Annotated in this window: 17 protein-coding genes; 9 read left to right on the forward strand and 8 right to left on the reverse strand. The window is 67.5% G+C overall.

The features are described 5' to 3' along the window. Position 1 precedes the first annotated feature (1 nt). From ACLBYA_RS26580 to ACLBYA_RS26610, 7 genes are all read left to right on the forward strand, one after another. Positions 2 to 1,615 carry a S53 family peptidase gene (locus tag ACLBYA_RS26580; protein ID WP_447712463.1) on the forward strand — a complete coding sequence of 538 codons (1,614 nt, stop codon included), beginning with the start codon at positions 2 to 4 and terminating at the stop codon, positions 1,613 to 1,615. Beyond that, complete coding sequence (locus ACLBYA_RS26585; protein WP_447712464.1) at positions 1,615 to 3,546, forward strand: zinc ribbon domain-containing protein; 1,932 nt, start codon at positions 1,615 to 1,617, stop codon at positions 3,544 to 3,546. Before ACLBYA_RS26580 ends, ACLBYA_RS26585 begins: the two co-directional genes overlap by 1 nt. A gap of 177 nt (positions 3,547 to 3,723) precedes the next feature. Then, complete coding sequence (locus ACLBYA_RS26590) at positions 3,724 to 4,701, forward strand: alpha/beta hydrolase (RefSeq protein WP_447712465.1); 978 nt, start codon at positions 3,724 to 3,726, stop codon at positions 4,699 to 4,701. Continuing rightward, positions 4,698 to 5,537 (forward strand): SDR family NAD(P)-dependent oxidoreductase, encoded by an 840-nt coding sequence (locus ACLBYA_RS26595; protein ID WP_447712466.1) that lies wholly within the window; start codon positions 4,698 to 4,700, stop codon positions 5,535 to 5,537. The genes ACLBYA_RS26590 and ACLBYA_RS26595 overlap by 4 nt, the downstream gene beginning before the upstream one ends. Positions 5,538 to 5,546: 9 nt before the next feature. Further along, positions 5,547 to 6,467 (forward strand): ferritin-like domain-containing protein, encoded by a 921-nt coding sequence (locus ACLBYA_RS26600; protein WP_447712467.1) that lies wholly within the window; start codon positions 5,547 to 5,549, stop codon positions 6,465 to 6,467. A gap of 1 nt (position 6,468) precedes the next feature. Further along, positions 6,469 to 7,989 (forward strand): flavin-containing monooxygenase, encoded by a 1,521-nt coding sequence (locus ACLBYA_RS26605; protein WP_447712468.1) that lies wholly within the window; start codon positions 6,469 to 6,471, stop codon positions 7,987 to 7,989. A 9-nt stretch (positions 7,990 to 7,998) separates the two neighbouring features. Then, the gene (locus tag ACLBYA_RS26610; protein ID WP_447712469.1) at positions 7,999 to 8,901 is read left to right on the forward strand and encodes a MerR family transcriptional regulator; all 903 of its coding nucleotides are present in this window, start codon (positions 7,999 to 8,001) and stop codon (positions 8,899 to 8,901) included. Here ACLBYA_RS26610 and ACLBYA_RS26615 read toward each other — a convergent pair. The 5 genes from ACLBYA_RS26615 to ACLBYA_RS26635 are packed head-to-tail and all read right to left on the reverse strand — an operon-like array spanning position 8,891 to position 14,497. Continuing rightward, positions 8,891 to 9,700, reverse strand: a complete 810-nt coding sequence (locus ACLBYA_RS26615) for a hypothetical protein (protein WP_447712470.1) — start codon at positions 9,698 to 9,700, stop codon at positions 8,891 to 8,893. The two genes, ACLBYA_RS26610 and ACLBYA_RS26615, sit on opposite strands and share 11 nt — an antisense overlap. 50 nt (positions 9,701 to 9,750) lie before the next feature. Further along, the gene (guaA, locus tag ACLBYA_RS26620) at positions 9,751 to 11,331 is read right to left on the reverse strand and encodes a glutamine-hydrolyzing GMP synthase (protein ID WP_447712523.1); all 1,581 of its coding nucleotides are present in this window, start codon (positions 11,329 to 11,331) and stop codon (positions 9,751 to 9,753) included. Positions 11,332 to 11,387: 56 nt separating this feature from the next. Then, complete coding sequence (gene upp / locus ACLBYA_RS26625; RefSeq protein ID WP_447712471.1) at positions 11,388 to 12,014, reverse strand: uracil phosphoribosyltransferase; 627 nt, start codon at positions 12,012 to 12,014, stop codon at positions 11,388 to 11,390. Between the two features lie 18 nt (positions 12,015 to 12,032). Beyond that, positions 12,033 to 13,244, reverse strand: coding sequence for a URC4/urg3 family protein (locus ACLBYA_RS26630; RefSeq protein ID WP_447712472.1), 1,212 nt, complete (start codon positions 13,242 to 13,244; stop codon positions 12,033 to 12,035). Continuing rightward, positions 13,241 to 14,497, reverse strand: coding sequence for a GTP cyclohydrolase II (locus ACLBYA_RS26635; protein ID WP_447712473.1), 1,257 nt, complete (start codon positions 14,495 to 14,497; stop codon positions 13,241 to 13,243). The genes ACLBYA_RS26630 and ACLBYA_RS26635 overlap by 4 nt, the downstream gene beginning before the upstream one ends. Positions 14,498 to 14,697: 200 nt before the next feature. On the opposite strand from ACLBYA_RS26635, the gene ACLBYA_RS26640 reads away from it, so the two are divergent. Continuing rightward, positions 14,698 to 16,146: a catalase gene (locus ACLBYA_RS26640; RefSeq protein ID WP_447712474.1), complete on the forward strand. Its 1,449-nt coding sequence runs from the start codon at positions 14,698 to 14,700 to the stop codon at positions 16,144 to 16,146. A gap of 15 nt (positions 16,147 to 16,161) precedes the next feature. On the opposite strand, the gene ACLBYA_RS26645 is transcribed toward ACLBYA_RS26640, so the two are convergent. The 3 genes from ACLBYA_RS26645 to guaB all read right to left on the reverse strand — a co-directional run bounded on the left by ACLBYA_RS26645 (position 16,162) and on the right by guaB (position 20,787). Then, positions 16,162 to 17,907, reverse strand: coding sequence for a GMC family oxidoreductase N-terminal domain-containing protein (locus ACLBYA_RS26645; protein ID WP_447712475.1), 1,746 nt, complete (start codon positions 17,905 to 17,907; stop codon positions 16,162 to 16,164). Positions 17,908 to 18,084: 177 nt separating this feature from the next. After that, complete coding sequence (locus ACLBYA_RS26650; RefSeq protein ID WP_447712524.1) at positions 18,085 to 19,224, reverse strand: GuaB3 family IMP dehydrogenase-related protein; 1,140 nt, start codon at positions 19,222 to 19,224, stop codon at positions 18,085 to 18,087. 21 nt (positions 19,225 to 19,245) lie between these two features. Next, a complete protein-coding gene (guaB, locus tag ACLBYA_RS26655) occupies positions 19,246 to 20,787 on the reverse strand; it encodes an IMP dehydrogenase (RefSeq protein WP_447712476.1) in 1,542 nt (513 codons plus the stop codon). A 155-nt stretch (positions 20,788 to 20,942) separates the two neighbouring features. Between guaB and ACLBYA_RS26660 the strand changes: the two genes are divergently transcribed. Then, positions 20,943 to 21,347: a DUF5319 domain-containing protein gene (locus ACLBYA_RS26660; RefSeq protein ID WP_447712477.1), complete on the forward strand. Its 405-nt coding sequence runs from the start codon at positions 20,943 to 20,945 to the stop codon at positions 21,345 to 21,347. The last annotated feature ends 4 nt before the right edge of the window (positions 21,348 to 21,351 follow it).

Below are 21,351 nucleotides of genomic sequence, written 5' to 3' on the forward strand. Positions count from 1 at the left end.
CATGAGTGCATCGACCACCCGCACACTGTCGGCCGCCGCCGTCATCGGCGTCGCGGTGCTCGTCGCCGGACTCGTCGTCGACAGGTACCAGGCCGACGATCAGACCGCCGCCACCATCGACGGCCCGTACGCCTCCCTGCTGGAGGCGTCCACCGACCTGGGCCCCGCCCGTGAACAGCGCATCGAGTTCACCGCCAGCCTGACCGATGAGGCCGAGCCGGACAGTCTCATCGACTGGGCCGACACCCAGTCGCTGGATGTCCAATGGCGCCCTGGTGACGACTGGGCCATCGTCGAGGGTTCACCGGATGCCGTCGAGCGCGCCTTCGACGTTTCCGTGCGCGACTACCGCGGTAAACGCGGCCAGTTCTTCTATGCCTCACCCCAGCAGCCGCGGGTGCCCGATCACCTGCGCCACGAGGTGGCCGAGATCGGCCGGATCCTCAGCTACACACCACATCACATGTCGCGCCCGGATCACATCCCGCTCGACGTCCCGCCCCAGGGACTGGCCCCCGACGCATTGCTCAACACCTACAACGCCGACGATCTCGCCAGGGATGGATTCACCGGTAAGGGAACCACCATCGTGATCTTCGCGTTCGACGGTTTCAATCAATCCGATCTGGACAAATTCAGCTCCACTTTCGATTTGCCACAATTCACTCCGGAAATCGTCGGCGGAATGCCCGGTGAGACCCGCGGTGAACTGTCGATGGATTTGCAAGTCGCGCATGCCATTGCCCCCGACGCCCGCAAGGTGGTCGTGAATGCCCATCCGACCGTCGAAGGCGGCGGCGGCTACCGCAAGATCGGCGAGATGCTCGAGGACACCGACCGCCGCTACCCCGGCGCGGTCTGGAGCTTCTCGATCGGTTGGGGCTGCGACAAACTCATCACCGCCGCCGACCTCGCGCCGGTGCGTTCGGCACTGCGCGCGGCCCACGCGAACGGCACCACGGCCTACAACGCCAGCGGCGACCTCGCCGGCATGGAATGCCGTGGCGGGCAGGACTGGTCGTCACCGCCGAGCGCCCAAGACGTCGGCCTCGACTCGATCGCCTCGCTGCCCGAGATGACCAGTGTCGGCGGCACCACCCTGTCCACCGACGATCAGGGCGGCTGGATCTCCGAACAGACCTGGTTCGATGTCCCGCTGTCGCAAGGCACCGGCGGTGGCGTCTCGCATCTGTTCGACATGCCGCCCTGGCAGCGCGCCGCGGCCGCATCCATCCCACCCGAGCGGGCTGCCGGCAAGCGGATGACCCCGGACGTCGCCGCGGTGGCCGACCCGTTCACCGGCGTCAAGATCGTGCTCAACGATCAGTTCATCACCGGCGGTGGCACCTCGCAGTCGGCGCCCATCTGGGCCGCCCTCACGGCGGTGATGAACCAGTGGCTGCTCGACAACGACGGTGACCTGATCGGCGACATCAACCCGCTGCTCTACCGCATCGCCCAGGGCGCACCCCGGCCGGCATTCCGCGACATCACCTTGGGCGCCAACGCCGTCGATGTGGCCGGCCCCGGCTACGACCTGGTCACCGGGCTGGGCACCCCCGACGTCGACAACCTGGTCCGCAACCTGCAGATCGCCCAGAAGGTCGGAGCCTGATGACCACCGCCACCTCCGCCCCAGGCATGGTCGAATGCCCGATCTGCAAGGTCGACGTCCCCGCCGGTGAGTACTGCGGGCTGTGCGGCGTACCGCTGGCCGAGCACCGCGCCGGTGACGGCCCGCACTGGTTGCGCGCCAGCGCCTTCAGCGCGGCACCCGGCCAGAAACTGCTCACCCCCGCCCTGACCAGCTCGCTGTTCCCCCATCTGTCACCGCGGTCGCGCAAGGTGTTCCTGATGGGTCTGGCCCTGCTGACCGTCGCCCTGACGGTGGCCACCTTGCTGCGGATGCCGGCCGCGCTGATCACGGTGGCCTCGCTGGGCCTGCCCCTGCTGTTCGGGCTCTACGTCCGGGAATCCGGTGTTGCCAAGGACATCCCGTGGTCGGCGCTGGCACTCACCGTCGGCCTCGGCATCGTCCTCGGGGTCGGCTGGGTGCTGCTGACCGGCGCCGCGGTGGCCCGCGCCTACGGGGTGCCACTGGGCGCCGGCGTCGCCGGTGCACGGATTCTGCGCGACGGTATCGGCATCCCGCTGGGCAGCATGCTGCTGATGCTGGTCCCGGCCGTGGCGGCCCGGCTGTCCTGGCGCGGTGACCGGGAATCCTTGGACGGCTACGCAATCGGTGCCCTGGGCGCGGTGACCTTCACCGCGGCCGCGACGCTCACCCGGCTGGCCCCGCAGTTCACCACCGGCATGGTCAACCGGACCCGCCCGCTGGACGGCCTACTGGTCGAGGCCGGCATCCGCGGTATCGCCGTGCCGCTGACCGCGGCAGCCATCGGCGGCCTGATCGGTATCGCATTGTGGTTCACCCGACCGGCGAGCAAGACCGACACCAACCGTGGTGTCGTGCGGGGAATCCTGATCCTGTTCGCAGCCATCATGATCGCGATCTATCTGGCTTTGGGTCTGGTGGATGTCGCCCGCTTCCCGCAGTTCGTGCAACTGGCCGGGCACCTGACGTTGTCGGTGCTGGCACTGCTGGCGCTGCGGGTGGGCCTGCAGCTGGCATTGTTGAACGAGGCGCAGGACGAGATCCGCCCCGACGAGCCGATGCTGTGCACCGAGTGCAATCACGTGGTACCGGATGCGCCCTTCTGCGCCCGGTGCGGCGCGGCCATGCACGCGTCGTCGCGCCGCTCGCGCCGGACCCGCCGTGATGAGCGGCCGATCCAGCTCGCCGAGAAGCCCGCCGACAGTGAGATCGTGGTCGGGCTGATCCCGGGATATTCGCTCTACGCCGGGGATTACACCGCGACCGAACCACCGAAGACCTCGTTCCGCAAGGTGGCGCTGGTCCTCGGCACGGTGATCGTCGCGGTGGCCGCCGGCCTGGTCGGGCTGTCCGGGTTGATCACCAAACCCATCCCCCGCTATGCCTGCCCACCGGATTGCGGTACCCCGCCGATGGGCCGGGCGGTGGAGATCAATCCGCGGTTCACCGCGGCCGACGGCTCGTTCTCGGTGTCCTATCCGGTGGAGAACGCCGCGTATCAGATCACCAAGAACGACAACGGCGTCACCGCGGTGCTGCAGGCCGGCGACGGCGGCACCATGCAGCTGTTCAGTGAGCCTGCCGCCGGTCGTACTCCGCAGCAGATCGCGGTCGAGCTGATCAACAAGACCTTTCCCGACACCACCACCTCCTACGAGATCCCGAACACGATGGTCGGCTATCAACTGGGATACGGCATGGCCGCGGACTACTGGCCGCAGGCCGCGATGAGCAGCTTCAGCCGGATGCGCATCATCGTGATGGTGGCGGTCAAGAACGACCTGGCCCTGATCGCGGGGGCGATCGGCCCGTACCGCGCCTTCGGTCCGGATTTCGGGTCGGGTAAACCGTCGGCGGCCAACCTGCAGCTGGCCCTGGACATGGGCAAGTACGTGAACAGCTTCAGCTGGCGCGGCGACCCACCGAGGTAGCCATTCGCGCCCGCGAGTGACCGTGTCGGTACGCCAACACGCCGCGGCGGAGAGCAGTTCGGGGTCGCTCGGTGCGGCAGCGGGCTGGGGATACCTCCTGCTCACCGAGAGACCGGGGCCACACAACCTTCAATGTTGACATTGACAAATGTCATCAATTGACGGTGTACTCGACGAATGCCGATACCGGAGGTCCGCCTACCCGCCCGTGGGTCACTGCGTTCACGCTGCGCCGCCGCACTGAGCCACGCCACCCTGCGCCAGATCAGCGCGGTGCTGCCGCCCGAACAGAGCTGGGGGCTGTGGGCCTCCCGGCAGATCATCGCCGGGGTGATGGACACCTTCGGGCCGTCGATGTCGGGCACCCGCATCGAACCCGTCGACGTCCGACTGCCCGACGGCCGCCGCGTCGTCGGCGAATGGGTCCGCGCCGACCGGGCCGGCGATACCGGTTCGGCGATCTACTACCTGCACGGCAGTGGGTTCGCACTCTGCTCGCCGCGCACCCACCGACGGCTGACGGCCTGGCTGTCCCGGCTCACCGGCCTGCCCGTCTTCTGTGTCGACTATCGGCTGGCACCGCGGCACCGTTTCCCCACCGCCGCAGACGATGTCCGCGCGGGCTGGGACTGGCTGCTGTCGACCCACGACCCGAGTCGGGTGTTCCTCGCCGGGGACTCCGCCGGCGGTCACCTCGCCGTCGACCTACTGCTCCAGAACGATGTGCCACACCCCGCCGGTGTGGCACTGTTCTCCCCGTTGATCGACCTGTCCTTCGGACTGGCCCGCGCCCGCGAGGCGCTGCGCACCGACCCGGCGATCCGCGCCGCCGACGCCGCCCGACTGGTCGGGCTGTACAGCGCCGGAACCGATCTCGCCGACCCGCGCCTCACCCTCGATGTGGCCGGCGGCCGCGTCCTGCCGCCCACGCTGATCCAGGCCGGCGGCGCCGAGATGCTGCAGGCCGATGCGCGCCGACTGGCCACCGATATCACCGACGCCGGCGGTAGCAGCACCCTGGAGGTGTGGCCCGATCAGGTCCACGTCTTCCAAGCGCTGCCCCGGCTGTCCCCCGAAGCGGTGCCCGCCATGCGCCGCGTCGCCGCCTTCATCGCGGATGCCCTGCAGACCAACACGATCGGCATGGCCGGATGAACCTCTTCGGTGGCCCCAAGCGCAGCCGCAACGCCGACGCCGTGGTGACCGGCGCGGGCAGCGGGATCGGAGCCGCATTCGCCCTCGAACTCGCCTCCCGAGGCGGCCGGGTGGTCTGCAGCGACATCGACGACGCTGCCGCGCAGACCACCGCAACGGCCATCACCGACGCCGGCGGTGAGGCGACCGTCGTGCACTGCGATGTCTCGCGTATCGAGGATGTCGAGACTCTCGCTGCGGCCGCCCAGGGCTGGTTCGGCGGCCCGCCCACCCTGGTGGTCAACAATGCCGGTGTCGGAGCCGGCGGAACCCCGATCGGCGAAGTGAGCCTTACGGATTGGCAGTGGGTTCTCGGCATCAACCTGTGGGGACCGATCCACGGCTGCCACATCTTCACCCCGATCCTGCGGGCCAGCGACGACGACCGCCCGCGCGGCATCATCAATGTCGCCTCGGCCGCGGCGTTCGGCGCCGCCCCCGGGATGGCCGCCTACAACGTCAGCAAGGCCGGCACACTGTCGCTGTCGGAGACGCTGGCCGCCGAACTGTCCGGCACCGGGATCAACGTCACCGCGCTGTGCCCGACGTTCGTCAAGACGAACATCCTGCAATCCGACCACATCACGGATCAGTCGAGTCAACTCGCGGACACCCTGATGCGCTGGACCGGCTTCTCCCCGCAACGGGTGGCCCGGATGTGCCTGGATACCAACGACCGCGGCGGCCTCTACTGCATGCCGCAACCCGACGCCCGGATCGGCTGGGGCATCAAACGCTTCACCCCGACGATGTACACCCGTGCCGTCGGCCTCACCACCCGCATCACCGCACCCTAGGAGACACCGATGGCAATCGACATGGATGTCATGCTCGCCAAGATCAAGGACCGGCAGTGGGCGCTGGCCGATATCGACTGGGACGCCCCCGGAGCGGAGACCATCAGCGACGAATTCCGGCCCAAGCTCAAGGCTTTCATGGCCGACCTGTGCTGGATCGAGAACGTCGGTGCGCGTGGCTTCGCCGCGTTGGCCAAGAAGGCGCCGACCCCGACGCTGGCGGAGATCTACCGCTACTTTCACGCCGAGGAGCAGCGACACGCCAATGCCGAACTGGCCCTGATGAAGCGCTGGGGCATGCTCGAGGACGGCGAGATGCCGGAACCGAACGTGAACATCCGGCTCGCCATCGACTGGCTGGACACCTACGCCGACGACATGTCGCTGTCGGTACTGGGCACCGTCATCCCGATGCTGGAGGTGGCCCTGGACGGCGCACTGCTGAAGTTCCTGCTCGACGAGGTCGACGATCCCGTCTGCCACGAGGTCTTCCAGAAGATCAACAGTGACGAATCCCGGCACATCGCCGTAGATTTCGAGGTCCTGAACATGATCGGGCATGCCAAGGCCCGCAAGCTGGCCATCGACTTCGTCGGCAGCGTCGCCTCCCCCGGCCTGATCATCGGGATGATCATCTACGTCCCGCTGCTGAACCGGATGCGCAACAACATCGTCGACATGGGCTTGGAACCCGAACGCCTGTACAAGGCGATGGCCCGCTTCAAGGAACTCGGCGGCCGCGCCGAACACACCTGGAAGGTACCGACCTACCAGATCCTCAAACTGCACTCCCGCATGGTCGTCAACGACCGCAACCCCTATCACTGGGTGGCCAACCCGATGGTGGCCGCCTCGGACTACCTGCCCAAGGCCATCCTGAAGCCGATCCCGTCCTGGTTCAAGGAACTGACCCACAAGCCGGCGGCCTGATATGACTTCTGCTCAATCTGCTCGTCGTGTGCGCGCCAAAACCTACGACACCGTCATCGTCGGCGCCGGCTTCAGCGGCATCGGCACCGCCATCAAACTCGCCGAGGCCGGCGTCGAGGACTTCGTCATCGTCGAACGCGGTGACCGGGTCGGCGGCACCTGGCGGGACAACACCTATCCCGGTGCGGCCTGCGATATCCCGTCACTGCTGTACTCGTACTCGTTCGCCAAGAACCCGGACTGGTCGCGGGCCTATTCACCGGCCCGCGAGATCTGCACGCATATCGAGGACATGGTCGACGATTTCGACCTGCGCCGACGCATCCGGTTCGGCGTCGAGGTCAACGGCCTGTCCTTCGACGAGGACACCGGCGTGTGGACCATCAAAACCGCTGCGAACAAACCGCTGCGGGCACGCACCGTGGTGCTGGCGTCCGGCCCGCTGACCGACCACAAGTTCCCCGATATCCGCGGTCTGGACAGCTACCAGGGACACAAGATCCACAGCGCGCGCTGGGATCACGACTATGACTTCACCGATAAGCGGGTCGCCGTCATCGGCACCGGCGCCAGCGCGGTGCAGATCGTGCCGGAACTGGTCAAGCAGGCCGGATTCGTCAAGGTGTTCCAGCGCACGCCGGGCTGGGTGGTGCCACGCCTGGACATCGCCACCCCGGATGTGGCGAAGACCCTGTTCAAGAATGTGCCCGCCGCCCAGGAACTGGCGCGGCAGGTGCTGTTCTGGGGGCACGAGGCGACCGCGACCGCACTGGTCTGGGACACCCCGCTGACCGGTCTGGTGTCCCGGCTGGGCAAGGCGCACCTGCACCGCCAGGTCAAGGATCCGTGGTTACGACGCCAGCTCACACCGGATTTCACGCCGGGCTGCAAACGGATGCTCATCTCCAACGACTATTATCCGGCGTTGCAGAAGGACAACTGCAAGCTCATCGACTGGCCGATCGCCACCATCAGCCCGGTCGGTATCCGCACCAGCGACGGTATCGAACACCACCTGGACGCCATCGTCTTCGCCACCGGCTACGACGTCCACCTGTCCGGACCGCCGTTCCCGGTCACCGGCCTCGGCGGCCGGTCACTGGCCGACGAATGGGCCGGCGGTGCGCAGGCCTACAAGAGCATCCAGGCGCACGGTTATCCGAATCTGTTCATGATGACCGGTCCCAACTCCGGGCCGGGCCACAACTCGCTGCTGGTCTATTCCGAGGGCCAGATCGACTACGCCGTCAAGGCGGTCACCACCATCCTGGCCGACAACCTGCGCTACCTGGACGTCCGCGCCGACGTCCAGCACCGGCACAATGCGGCATTGCAGCGCCGACTGCGTAAGACCACCTGGATGAGCGGCTGCAGCAGTTGGTACCTGACCGCCGACGGATTCAACGCGTCGATGTACCCAGGCTTCGCCACCCAGTATCTTCGACAGATGCGGGAGTTCCGATTCGGTGACTACACGGCCGTCGCGCACGATGCACGCGCGGCGGCATTGAGCTCGGCCTGAGGCGCTGAGGTGACGGCCAAACAGCCCCGGCAACCCGCCGGCGCGATCTCGACGATCCTCACCGGACTGCGCCGGGCGCCCTGGCAGATCCGGCGCAGCTCCCGCGATGTCGTCGAGAACGCGGTCACCCAGCTCTTCGATGCGGCGGTGCAGCCACACGGGGCGGCAGCCTCCGGTGAATACCGGATCGAGGAGCTCGCGCAGAAGGCCGGCACCACGACCCGCAACATCCGGGTCTACCGCGACCGGGGTCTGCTGCATCCCCCGCTGCGGGTCGGGCGCATCGCGCTGTTCAACGACACGCACCTGACCCGGTTGCGGCTCATCACCTCACTGTTGGACCGTGGCTACAACATCGCCCATGTGCACGAGATGCTGTCGGCCTGGGAGCAGGGCAAGGGTGTCGGTGATCTGCTGGGCCTGGAATCGGCGATCGCCGGCAGCTGGGCCACCGAGAAACCCGAGCGGATGAGTGTTGCCGACGCCCGGCGGCTCGTCGATGACGATACCGGCTTCGAGCGGATGGTCGGACTCGGCGTGATCAAGCTCGAAGACGACGAAGCGATCGTGGTGCGCCCCAAGCTGATCGAGGCGTTCAACGAGATCCGGCAGTACGGGGTGGCCCCCGACAAGCTCATCGGATTGCACGAGCAGATCGCACCACTGGTCGATCAGATCAGTGGGCTGCTGGTGCAGGCCGGGATCGAAGAGGTGCTGCACCGCATCAACCCCGGTGCCGAGCTGCCCCCGGATACCGAGATCGCCGAGCTGCTCACCATGTTGGTGCGGTTCCGCACCCAGGCGGTCTCGGTGGTGTCGGCGACGCTGGCCTTCTCCATCGAGTCGACCATCGAATCGGCGGTCGGCCAGATCCTCGGCGATCTGATCGACCGCGAGGACGTCACTGAGTGATGAGCAGCTCGTGGCCGCCGGTGGCCCAGGCCGCCTCGAAGGTGTCGGTGCTGACGGTCTCGCCCTCGGTGTCCTCGCCGCCGCTGTCGCCCAGATAGACGGTATCGTTCGGAACATCCACGGCAGCAACGGTGATCAAGTGCCCGCAGGTGGTCCGGTCACCCTCGGTGTCCCAGATGATCTTCGAGTTCACGCAGACGATGGCCTGGCGACCGTCGTTCAGATAGTCCAGCAGCGCATCCATACCGGTGTCCGGGCCGCCGTCGGCCGCGACATCGTCATTGGTGTAGTCGGTGTCGATATCGAACTGATCGAACAGCAGGATCAGATCGGTGGTGCAGGTGCCGTGCCCGATACCGCCGTCGGCCGGGTCGAAGCTCTCGTCGTACACGGGTTCGCCCGGGCTGCACTCGCTCGGCGTGTCCGCCGCCAGGTCGATGATCTCGCGTTCGGTCGGTGGGTCACCGGTGATCTCGCCGATGACCATCCGGGTGGCCATCAGCCCGCAGTCACCCTCGGACTGCGCGACCCAGTACCGGGTGGCGGCCTCCGGGTCACCGTAGACACCGTCCTCGGGTTCGGGATTGGATACCGGTTCGGGCGCCCGTTCCTCTTCTTTGACCCTGGCCGGTACCTTGGCCGGCCGCGCCTCCCGACCGCCGCACCCCCGATTCGATTCCGCGGCAACGGTACTGCTGGATTCGGCCACCGGTTGCCCGGCCTCGGCCGAGCAACCGGCCGCGAGCAGGGACAGCACCGCCATACCGCACAGTCCATTGCGCACGGAAATGTTGACCATGGCGGCAAATTATCAGATCGAGCACTTTCCCGTGCCGAGCAGAAGAAAGCTCACTCCCACTCGATGGTGCCGGGTGGCTTACTCGTCACGTCGAGCACGACCCGGTTGACCTCGGGCACCTCGTTGGTGATCCGGGTCGAGATCCGTTCCAGCACTTCGTAGGGCACCCGGGTCCAGTCGGCAGTCATGGCGTCCTCACTGGACACCGGCCGCAGCACGATCGGGTGACCGTAGGTACGGCCGTCGCCCTGCACACCGACCGAACGGACATCGGCCAGTAGCACCACCGGGCACTGCCAGATCTGGCCATCCAACCCGGCCGAGGTCAGCTCCTCGCGGGCGATGGCATCGGCGCGGCGCAGCGTGTCCAGCCGGTCCGCGGTGACCTCACCGACGATGCGGATACCCAGTCCAGGACCCGGGAAGGGTTGGCGCGCAACGATTTCCTCCGGCAGGCCGAGCTCGCGGCCAACGGCGCGGACCTCGTCCTTGAACAGCAGTCGCAGCGGCTCGACGAGCTTGAACTTCAGGTCGTCGGGCAGGCCACCGACATTATGATGGCTCTTGATGTTCGCCGTGCCCGCACCGCCACCGGACTCCACGACATCGGGGTACAGCGTGCCCTGCACCAGGAAGTCGACCTCACCAGCGCCGTCGGTGACCACGTCGCGGACCGCGCCCTCGAAGGCCCGGATGAACTCGCGCCCGATGATCTTGCGTTTTCCCTCGGGATTGGTCACCCCACTCAAGGCTTCCAGGAAGCGGTCGGCGACGTCGACGGTCACCAACTTGGCCCCGGTGGAGGCGACGAAGTCGCGCTGGACCTGGGCGCGCTCGCCGGCCCTCAGCAGACCGTGATCGACGAACACACAGGTCAGCCGGTCACCGATGGCGCGCTGTACCAACGCGGCGGCGACCGCCGAGTCGACCCCACCGGACAGACCGCAGATCGCCCGGCCGTCACCGACCTGCTCCCGTACCGCGGTGATGAGCTGGTCGGCGATGTTCGCCGCAGTCCAGCTGGCGCCGATCCCGGCGAAATCGTGCAAGAAGCGGCTGAGCACCTGCTGGCCGTGCGGTGAATGCAGCACCTCGGGGTGGTACTGCACACCGGCCAGCCGACGTTCCCGGTTCTCGAACGCTGCCACCGGCGCCCCGGCGCTGGCGGCCACCACATCGAAGCCTTCGGGCGCTTCGGTGACGGCGTCACCATGGCTCATCCAGACCGGCTGGATACCGGGCAGCTCGGAATGCAGCTGTCCGCCAGCCACTTTCAACTCGGTGCGGCCGTACTCACTGGTGCCGGTGTGCGCAACGGTGCCACCGAGGGCCTGGGCCATGGCCTGGAAGCCGTAGCAGATACCGAAGACCGGAAGATCGAGGTCGAACAGGGCGGGATCCAGTCGCGGCGCGCCGTCGGCGTACACGCTGGCCGGCCCGCCGGAGAGCACGATCGCCTGCGGATCGCGGGCCTTGATCTCCTCGACAGTGGTGGTATGCGGAATGACCTCGGAGAACACCCGGGCCTCGCGGACGCGGCGGGCGATCAGCTGGGCGTACTGCGCGCCGAAGTCGATGACGAGCACGGGGCGGTTCGAGGCTGGCTCCACCTGCGACAGTGTAGTGGTCAGGCACCGAAGAGCCGGTCCCCGGCATCACCGAGGCCGGGCACGATCCCCGTCGGCGATCAGGTGCCGAACAGCCTATCCCCCGCGTCACCCAGGCCGGGCACGATATAGCCGTGTTCGTCGAGTTGGCGGTCGATGGCCGCGGTGTACACCGGGATGTCCGGATGCGCGCCGTGCAGAGCCGCCAACCCCTCCGGGCAGGTGAGCAGGCAGACGAACTTGATGGACCGTGGCTGATATTCCTTGAGCCGGTCGATGGCGGCAATGGCGGTGTGGCCGGTGGCGAGCATCGGGTCGACGACGACGACATCGCGTTCGTGCAGGTCGCCGGGCACCTTGAAGTAGTACTCGACCGCGACGCGGGTCTTCGGGTCGCGGTAGAGCCCGATGTGCCCGACCCGCGCGTTGGGCAGCAGCGACAGCATGCCGTCGAGGATGCCGCCGCCGGCGCGCAGGATCGACACGAACACCAGCTTCTTACCGTCGATCAGCCGGCCGGTCATGGTCTCCAGCGGCGTCTCGATCTGCACATCGTGCAGCGGCACATCACGCAGCACCTCATAGGCCATCAGCGCCGACACCTCGCTGACCAGGCGCCGGAAACTGTTGGTGGACACGTCTTTCTGACGCAGCGTGTTCAGCTTGTGCACGACCAGCGGGTGCTCGATCACATGGACCTCAGGCACAGCGGAATTCCTCTCGCATCAGAAGACGGTGCCGTCGCTGATGACGGTCAGCGGGGGCAGCCCGCCACGCAACCGCTGCGCCAGCACCCGGCCGGCGGCCCAGGTGCCGCCCTCCAACACACAGGCCAGCGGCAGCTGATCGGCGGTGCGCCCGAGTTGGCGACGGACCTCGACAGCGATCTCGTCGAGCAGGGCCACCGTCAGCGCCCGCCACTCGACCACCAACTCGTCGGCCGGTGTCCAGGCACGCTCGGCCCAGCCGGCGTCCCGCAGTGCCAGCACACCGGAGTCCAGCAGCAGCCCCCCGTTGCGGTATTCGGGTAGCCCGGTCAGCGCATCGATCCCCGTCACCGTCACCCCCGCCCAGGTGAACGGTTCCAGCAGCGAGTAGGTCAGCCACTGCGACAGCTTGTGGAACGGCATCCAGCCCGCGGTCGCCCCCGGCCCGGGCACCGCACCATGACGCCAGCAGTCACCGAGCGCTTCGCCATCGATCATGTTGTCGGCCAACCAGATCCGCGACAGCGCCGACAGCAGCACACCCAGGATGTCGTGCGCGGCGACGGTCGGGGCCACCGGCTCGGTGACCAGCAGGTCGTACATGCCGCCCGGGCGGGCGGGCGTACCGAACACCTCTGGCTGGTCGGCCAGCGCCGCACCGAGCCGACGCAGCACGTCGACCCGACCCTCGAAGCCGACCAGTGGGTTGTCGGGGGTCACCTGCATGGCGGTGGCCAGCCGTTCGGTATCCAGATCGATCAGGCCCGCGGCGTCAGCCTGCAGCGGACGGTCCGGGTCCGACGAGAACAGCCCGCCGGTGAAGGCATGCCAACTGGCCACCCCGAGACCTTCGGAACGGCTGAACTCCTGGCCGTTCTCGCGGTAGCTCCAGTCCGGCCCCGCACCGGCGTCCAGCAGCACGCTGACGACGGCAAGATCGATCATGGCCCGGGCACGGGTCGGGCCGTCGGCCTCGCCGAGGTCCAGTCGGCGGTCCACACCGCCCGCCTCGAAATGTCGCCACCTGCTGTGGAACGGGATGTCGAGGTCCGGAAACCGTCGCACGGTCAGTTCGGCGACCTCGGTGGCAGCGCCGGTCAGGGCGTCGTCGTGCACCGTGAACCAGTCCGAATCACCGACACGGGCCCGGCCCAGCAGATGACCGGCGCGGGCCCGGATCTCGGCGGTGCTGCGCAGCACAACGGCCGGATGCGCCGCCAGGGTGCTCACGTCAGCCCCCGACCGACCGTCTTCTTCAGGTCGTCGGCGTCGGGCACCGGGCCAGGGGTGAAATACCCGGCGGCCATCTTGGCGTCGATCTCCACCCGGGCGTCGGCAGGGATCAGTTCGTCGGGGATGTTGACCCGCTCGCCGACGGTGATCCCCGAACCGGTGATCGCGTCGTACTTCATGTTGCTCATCGACACCAACCGGTGGATACGCGTGATGCCGAGCCAGTGCAGCACATCGGGCATGAGTTCCTGGAAGCGCATATCCTGCACGCCCGCAACACATTCGGTGCGCGCGAAGTACTGGTCGGCGGTGTCGCCACCCTCCTGGCGTTTGCGGGCGTTGTACACCAGGAATTTGGTGACCTCGCCGAGCGCGCGGCCTTCCTTGCGTGAATAGGCGACCAACCCGACCCCACCGCGCTGGGTGCCGGCGATGCACTCCTCGATGGCATGGGTGAGGTAGGGCCGGCAGGTGCAGATATCGGAGCCGAACACGTCCGAACCGTTGCACTCGTCGTGCACCCGGGCGGTCAGCTCGACCGAGGGATCGGCCAGGTCCCGCGGATCACCGAAGATGTAGACGGTCTGGCCGCCGATCGGTGGCAGGAACACCTCCAGGTCACCGCGGGTGACCAACTCCGGGTACATGCCGCCGGTCTCCTCGAACAACGCGCGGCGCAGTGCGGACTCGGTGCAACCGAACCGGGCGGCCACCCCCGGCAGGTACCAGACCGGCTCGACGGCGACCTTGGTCACCACCGCCGCCCCGCCGGCCAGCAGCACCCGGCCATCGGGCTGCAGCCGTCCCCGCCCGATCGCCTCGGCGACCTCGGGCAGCATGACGTGAGCCTTGGTGACCGCGATGGTCGGCCGGATGTCGTGGTCGGCGGCCAACTGGTCGGCGAATACATCGGCCACGGCCGCGCCCCAGGGATCCAGGCTGACGATCGCAGCCGGGTCCGACCACTGCGGATACGGCCCGATGACGTCGGTGGGCGCGGTGTTGGTGAGATCGGCGCGATGTTGCGGGGACAGCGCCCCGGCCGCCACCGCGAGCGCCCGGTAGACCCCGTAGGACCCGCTGTGGGTACCGATCACATTGCGGTGTGCCCGGTTACCGGTGGTGCCGACGATGGGGCCACGTTCGGCGGCGGTGGGCGCACCCCAGTGGATCGGCGGCGCCAGCGGCCCGCCGCTGTGCGAGGTCAACCGGATGTGACGCGCGCCGGCCCGATCGGTACCCGTTTCCATCGGCGACTCCCATCACGCATTGTCATCCGCATCGTAGCAGCGCCACCGGCACCCCACCCGGCAGACGAATATCACAGTCCGACAACATGATTCACCCTAGAATCGATCATGTGTCGATTGCCCCGCGACGGGGTATCCGCTGGCAGGCGGGTCAAGGCTCTGTGCCCGCGCTCAGCCCACATACCCAGCGAGAGGAGCCGATGGTGACTGGAACACAGCCCAAACCCACCACCACCGACGCCGGAATCCCGGTGTCCAGCGATGAGCATTCCCTGACGATCGGACCCAACGGCCCGATCCTGCTGCAGGACCACTATCTGATCGAACAGATGGCCAATTTCAACCGGGAGCGCATCCCAGAGCGCCAACCCCACGCCAAGGGTGGCGGCGCATTCGGCCATTTCGAGGTGACCGGCGATGTCAGCGCCTACACCAAGGCCGCGTTCCTGCAGCCCGGCGCCAAGACCGAGACCCTGACCAGGTTCTCCACGGTCGCCGGCGAGCGGGGCAGCCCAGACACCTGGCGCGACCCGCGCGGGTTCGCAACCAAGTTCTACACCCCGGACGGCAACTTCGACATGGTCGGCAACAACACGCCTGTGTTCTTCATCCGCGACCCGATGAAGTTCCAGCACTTCATCCGGTCCCAGAAGCGCCGGGCCGCCAACAACCTGCGCGATCACGATATGCAGTGGGATTTCTGGACGCTTTCTCCGGAATCGGCGCACCAGGTCACCTGGCTGATGGGTGACCGCGGCATCCCGCGCACCTGGCGGCACATGAACGGCTACTCCAGCCACACCTACAGCTGGATCAACGCCTCCGATGAGATCTTCTGGGTCAAGTACCACTTCAAGTGCGATCAGGGCATCGAGTTCCTCACCCAGGACGAGGGCGACGAGATGGCCGGCAAGGACGGAGACGCCCACCAGCGTGACCTGTTCGACGCCATCGAGGCCGGTGACTTCCCGAGCTGGACGCTGAAGATGCAGGTCATGCCGTTCGATGAGGCCAAGGACTACCGGTTCAACCCGTTCGACCTGACCAAGGTGTGGCCGCATAGCGACTATCCGCTGATCGACGTCGGCAAGTTGACGCTGGACCGCAACGTCACCGACTACCACGCCGAGATGGAGCAGGCGGCCTTCGAACCGAACAATGCCGTGCCGGGTACCGGGATGAGCCCGGACAAGATGCTGCTGGCCAGGGATTTCTCCTATGCCGACGCACACCGAGCCCGGCTCGGGGTGAACTACAAGCAGATCCCGGTCAACACCCCCAAGACCGAGGTGCACAGCTACTCCAAGGACGGGGCGATGCGCATCAACAACGTCAGCGACCCGGTGTATGCGCCCAACTCCTACGGTGGGCCGGCCGCCGATCCGGCCCGCACCGGCGAGCCGTTGTGGCATGCCGACGGGGACATGGTGCGTTCGGCGTACTCGTTGCACGCCGAGGATGACGACTGGGGTCAGGCCGGCACGTTGGTGCGCGAGGTCCTCGACGACGCCGCTCGCGAGCGGCTGGTGTCCAACATCGCCGGGCATCTGTCCGACGGGGTGTCCGACCCGGTGCTGCAACGGGCGTTCGAGTACTGGCGCAATGTCGACAAGGAGCTCGGCGACAGAATCGAGGCCAGCCTCAAGTAGCCGGTCAAGTAAACCTCAGGCCGACGGCGACAGCTTCTTGACCGGTTCGATCGGTAACCGTCGCAACGCGGCGGGCGCCTCCACCGGGACCACCGGCTTGGCCGGCTCGATAGGGCCCAGCCGGCGGTAGGGCTGACCCTGCGCCGGGCGCTCGTCGCGCTCACCCTTGTTGGGCCACAGCGCGGCGGCGCGCTCGGCCTGCGCGGCGATCGACAGCGATGGGTTGACGCCCAGGTTCGCCGAGATCGCAGCGCCGTCGGTCACGTACAGCGTCGGATAGTTGTACACCCGGTGGTACGGGTCGATGACACCGTGCTCGGCGGTGTCCCCGATCGCCGCGCCGCCGAGGAAATGCGCGGTCAGCGGGATGTTGAACAGCTCCCCCCAGGTGCCGCCGGCCACGCCGTCGATCTTGGCGGCGACGCGCCGCGTCACCTCGTTGCCGGCCGGGATCCACGTCGGGTTGGGCTCACCGTGACCCTGCTTGCTGTCGAGCATCCGGACGCCGAACCGTGTCTTACGGGTGAACGTGGTGATCGAGTTGTCCAGGTGCTGCATCACCAGTGCGATCATGGTGCGCTCGCTCCACCGACGCGGGTTCAGCAGGCGCAGCGTGCCCTTCGGATCCTCGCGTGCGGTGGTCGCCAGCTGCTTCCACCGCGGCACATCGGTGCCCTGCGGACCGGCACCGTCGGTCATCAGCGTCTGCAGCAGGCCCATGGCGTTGGAACCCTTGCCGTAGCGCACCGGTTCGACGTGGGTGTCGGGCGTCGGGTGGATCGACGAGGTGATGGCGACACCGTGCGTGAGGTCCAGATCGTCGCCGACCTGCAGGCGCCCGGCGCCGACGATCGACTCGGAGTTGGTCCGGGTCAGCACCCCGAGGCGGGTCGACAGCTTGGTCAGCAAGCCGGTGTCGCGCATCTTGAACAGCAGCTTCTGCGTGTTGTAGGTGCCGGCGGCCAGGATCAGATGCTGCGCGGTGAAGGTCTTCTTGGTGCGCCGGACCTTGCGGCCGGTGGTCACGGTGGTGACCTCCCAGACGCCGTCGGCACGTTGGGCGAACTTGGTCACCGTGGTGAGCGGATGCACCCGCGCGCCGGCCGATTCGGCCAGGCCCAGATAGTTCTTGACCAAGGTGTTCTTGGCGCCGTGCCGGCACCCGGTCATGCATTCACCGCATTCGATGCACCCGGTCCGGGCTGGACCGGCACCGCCGAAGTAGGGGTCGGGAACCGTTGCGCCCGGGCACTTTTGGCCGTCCGGGCCGAAGAACACCCCGACCGGGGTGGGGACGAAGGTCTCGCCGACACCCATATCGTCGGCGACTTCCTTCATGACCCGGTCGGCATCGGTGAACGTCGGGTTGGTGACCACCCCGAGCATGCGCTTGGCCTGGTCGTAGTGCGGCATCAACTCCGAGCGCCAGTCGGTGATATTGCGCCACTGCGGGTCGTTGAAGAACGGGTCGGGCGGGATGTAGAGCGTGTTGGCGTAGTTCAGCGAGCCGCCGCCCACTCCGGCGCCGGCCAGGATCATGCAGTTGCGCAGCAGGTGGATGCGCTGGATGCCGTACATGCCCAGTTGCGGCATCCAGAGGAACTTGCGCAGGTTCCACGAGGTCTTCGCGAAGTCGGCGTCAGCAAACCTGCGGCCGGCCTCCAGGACACCGACGCGGTAACCCTTCTCGGTGAGCCGCAGCGCGCTGACACTGCCGCCGAACCCCGAACCGATGATCAGGACGTCATAGTCAGGTTCCATGGATTCAGTATGTACCTACCGATGGGTAACTAGCTAGACAGGAGGGCCTAACTTGTAAAGAGCCTTCCCCTGCGAGCTGGCGGCACCTCCCGCTTGCGAGGAACACAAAAGTGCAGAAAACAGCCGGAAAAGTGCAGTTTTGCGTCTGCTCGCGAGAAGTACCTAAGCGGGACAGACCTACGCGTCGACGGTCAGCCCGACCTTCTGGAACTCCTTGAGATCGCAGTACCCGGCCTTGGCCATCGAACGACGCAGGCCACCGACCAGATTCAGCGACCCGAACGGATCGTCGGACGGTCCGGTGAGCACCTGCGACAGCGGCGGACGCTCGCCCAGACCGACCTGCAGCAGCGCGCCACGCGGCAGCGACGGGTGCGCCGCGGCCGACGGCCAGAACCAGCCACCGGCCTGGGCCTCGTCCGCGACCGCGAGCGGGGTGCCGAGCACCACCGCGTCGGCCCCGCAGGCGATCGCTTTGGCCAGGTCACCGGAGGTGTGGATATCCCCGTCGGCCAGCACGTGCACATACCGGCCGCCGGTCTCGTCGAGATACTCACGCCGGGCCGCGGCGGCATCGGCGATGGCGGTGGCCATCGGCACGCTGATACCGAGCACCTCGTCGGAGGTGGTCACCCCCGACGTCGAGCCGTATCCGACGATGACGCCGGCCGCGCCGGTGCGCATCAGGTGCAGCGCGGTGCGGTGGTCGAGCACGCCACCGGCGACCACCGGCACGTCGAGCTCGGAGATGAACGTCTTGAGATTGAGGGGTTCGCCGACCCCGTCCTGCCCCTTGGCGACGCGTTCGGCGGAGATGATGCTGCCCTGGATGACCAGCAGGTCGATACCGGCGGCCACCAGCGCCGGGGTCAGCGCCTGCGCGTTCTGCGGGCTGACCCGGACCGCCGTCGTCACCCCCGCCTCGCGGATACGGGCGACTGCGGCACCGAGCAACTCCGGGTCCAGCGGGGCGGCATGCAGCTGCTGCAGCAACCGGATCGCGGCCGAGGGCTCGGGTTCCTTCTCGGCGGCCGCCACCACACCGGCGATCTTGTCCTCGACATCGGCGTGCCTGCCGATCAGGCCCTCACCGTTGAGCACGCCGAGCCCGCCGAGCCGGCCCATCTCGATGGCGAACTCGACCGATACCAGGGCGTCGGTCGGGTGGCTGACCACCGGGATCTCGAACCGGTAGGCGTCTAGCTGCCAGGCCGTCGAGACATCCTTCGACGAGCGGGTGCGCCGCGACGGCACGATGTTGATGTCGTCGAGTTCGTAAGTGCGGCGGGCGGTTCTGCCCATGCCGATTTCAACCATGTCACGCATGTGCAGGTCCTTCTAGCGGGCGTAGTAGTTCGGGGCTTCGACAGTCATGGTGATGTCGTGCGGGTGGCTTTCCTTCAACCCGGCCGCGGTGATCTGCACGAACTGGGCCTGCTGCAGATGCTCGATGGTGTCCGAGCCGGTGTAGCCCATCGCGGCCCGCAGACCGCCGGTCAGCTGATGAATCACCGTGGACAGCGGCCCGCGGAACGGCACCCGGCCTTCGATGCCCTCGGGCACCAGCTTGTCCTCGGAGAGCACATCGTCCTGGAAGTAGCGGTCCTTGGAGAAGCTCTTCTGCGGTCCGCGGGTCTGCATGGCGCCCAGCGAACCCATGCCGCGGTAGCTCTTGAACTGCTTGCCGTTGACCAGGATCAGCTCGCCGGGGGCCTCGGCGGTGCCGGCCAGCAGCGAGCCCAGCATGGCGGTCGAGGCACCCGCGGCCAAGGCCTTGGCGATGTCACCGGAATACTGCAGACCACCGTCGGCGATCACCGGGACACCATACGGACGGCAGGCCGCCACGGCTTCGAGAATGGCGGTGATCTGCGGTGCGCCCACCCCGGCGACAACACGGGTGGTGCAGATCGAGCCGGGGCCCACCCCGACCTTGACGGCGTCGGCGCCGGCATCACACAGCGCGGCGGCGGCAGCCCGGGTCGCGACATTGCCACCCACCACGTCGACCCGCTCACCGACGGCGGCCTTGAGTCGACTGACCATGTCGAGCACCAGCCGGTTGTGGGCGTGCGCGGTGTCCACGATCAGGACGTCCGCACCGGCATCGGCGAGCGTCATCGCGCGGGTCCAGGCGTCGTCGCCGATACCGACCGCGGCACCGACGAGCAGACGCCCGTCGCTGTCCTTGGTGGACAACGGGAACTGCTCGGTCTTGACGAAGTCCTTGACGGTGATCAGGCCGGTGAGCTTGCCGTGGCCGTCGACGATCGGCAGCTTCTCGATCTTGTGCCGGCGCAGCAGTCCCAGCGCAGCCTCGGCGGACACCCCGGCCTGAGCGGTGATCAGCGGGGCCTTGGTCATCACCTCGGAGACCGGCTTGGACTGGTCGACCTCGAAACGCATGTCCCGGTTGGTGATGATCCCGACCAGCGAGCCCTGGGCATCGACAACCGGCAGACCCGAGATGCGGAACCGGGCGCACATGGCGTCGACCTCGGCGAGCGTGTTGTCGGGTGAGCAGGTCACCGGGTCGGTGACCATGCCGGCCTCGGACCGTTTGACGGTCTCGACCTGGCCGGCCTGTTCGGTGATCGACAGATTGCGATGCAGGACTCCCATGCCACCGGCGCGGGCCATCGCGATGGCCATCCGCGATTCGGTGACGGTGTCCATCGCCGAGCTGACCAGCGGCACCCGCAGCCGGATGCGTTTGGTCAGCTGGCTGGACGTGTTGACGTTGGCGGGCACCACGTCCGAGGCGGCCGGCAGCAGCAGCACATCGTCGAAGGTCAGGCCCAGCATCGCGATCTTGGTCGGATCGTCGCCGCCGGTGGGCACCGGAAGGGCGAGTGGGACGCTGCTTTCAGCGATCGACATGGGTGGAGCCTCCACTAGAACAACCCGTACGCAGTCTGCGAATACTGGCTCCATCCTATCGGCACTGGCCTGGACGCTGCCGCCACGCGGTGCAGCGTCGCGGCGCGCCGGGCAACCGGTGGCGCGAAGCCAGCGGGGCTGCGTAGGCTAGATCCGTGCGTGATGACCTCCCGCCGGGCCTGCCACCTGACCCGTTCGCCGACGATCCGTCCGATCCTTCGGCGGCTCTCGACGCGATTGAGCCCGGTCTGCCACTCGATCCGCAGGAGCGCAGCGCCGTCGAGGCGGACCTGGCCGACCTCGCGGTCTACGAGGCGCTGTTGGCGCACAGGGGCATTCGTGGCCTGGTGGTGTGCTGTGACGAGTGTCAGCAGGACCACTATCACGACTGGGACATGCTGCGCGCCAACCTGTTGCAACTGCTGGTCGACGGCACCGTCCGTCCGCACGAGCCCGCTTACGATCCCGAGCCCGACGCCTACGTCACCTGGGATTACTGCCGCGGTTACGCCGACGCCTCGCTCAACGAGGCGACGTCGGAACCCGACGGCTATCGCTGAATCG

This window comes from Mycobacterium sp. C31M, assembly GCF_053345865.1.

Excerpts from the sequence above, each read along its gene's own strand:
- ACLBYA_RS26595 (WP_447712466.1), top strand. The coding sequence starts at position 4,698 with ATGAACCTCTTCGGTGGCCCCAAGCGCAGCCGCAACGCCGACGCCGTG.
- ACLBYA_RS26645 (WP_447712475.1), bottom strand. The coding sequence starts at position 17,907 with ATGGAACCTGACTATGACGTCCTGATCATCGGTTCGGGGTTCGGCGGC.
- ACLBYA_RS26640 (WP_447712474.1), top strand. The coding sequence starts at position 14,698 with ATGGTGACTGGAACACAGCCCAAACCCACCACCACCGACGCCGGAATC.
- ACLBYA_RS26650 (WP_447712524.1), bottom strand. The coding sequence starts at position 19,224 with ATGGTTGAAATCGGCATGGGCAGAACCGCCCGCCGCACTTACGAACTC.
- ACLBYA_RS26635 (WP_447712473.1), bottom strand. The coding sequence starts at position 14,497 with ATGGAAACGGGTACCGATCGGGCCGGCGCGCGTCACATCCGGTTGACC.
- ACLBYA_RS26605 (WP_447712468.1), top strand. The coding sequence starts at position 6,469 with ATGACTTCTGCTCAATCTGCTCGTCGTGTGCGCGCCAAAACCTACGAC.
- ACLBYA_RS26600 (WP_447712467.1), top strand. The coding sequence starts at position 5,547 with ATGGCAATCGACATGGATGTCATGCTCGCCAAGATCAAGGACCGGCAG.
- ACLBYA_RS26585 (WP_447712464.1), top strand. The coding sequence starts at position 1,615 with ATGACCACCGCCACCTCCGCCCCAGGCATGGTCGAATGCCCGATCTGC.
- ACLBYA_RS26615 (WP_447712470.1), bottom strand. The coding sequence starts at position 9,700 with ATGGTCAACATTTCCGTGCGCAATGGACTGTGCGGTATGGCGGTGCTG.
- ACLBYA_RS26580 (WP_447712463.1), top strand. The coding sequence starts at position 2 with ATGAGTGCATCGACCACCCGCACACTGTCGGCCGCCGCCGTCATCGGC.
- ACLBYA_RS26590 (WP_447712465.1), top strand. The coding sequence starts at position 3,724 with ATGCCGATACCGGAGGTCCGCCTACCCGCCCGTGGGTCACTGCGTTCA.
- guaB (WP_447712476.1), bottom strand. The coding sequence starts at position 20,787 with ATGTCGATCGCTGAAAGCAGCGTCCCACTCGCCCTTCCGGTGCCCACC.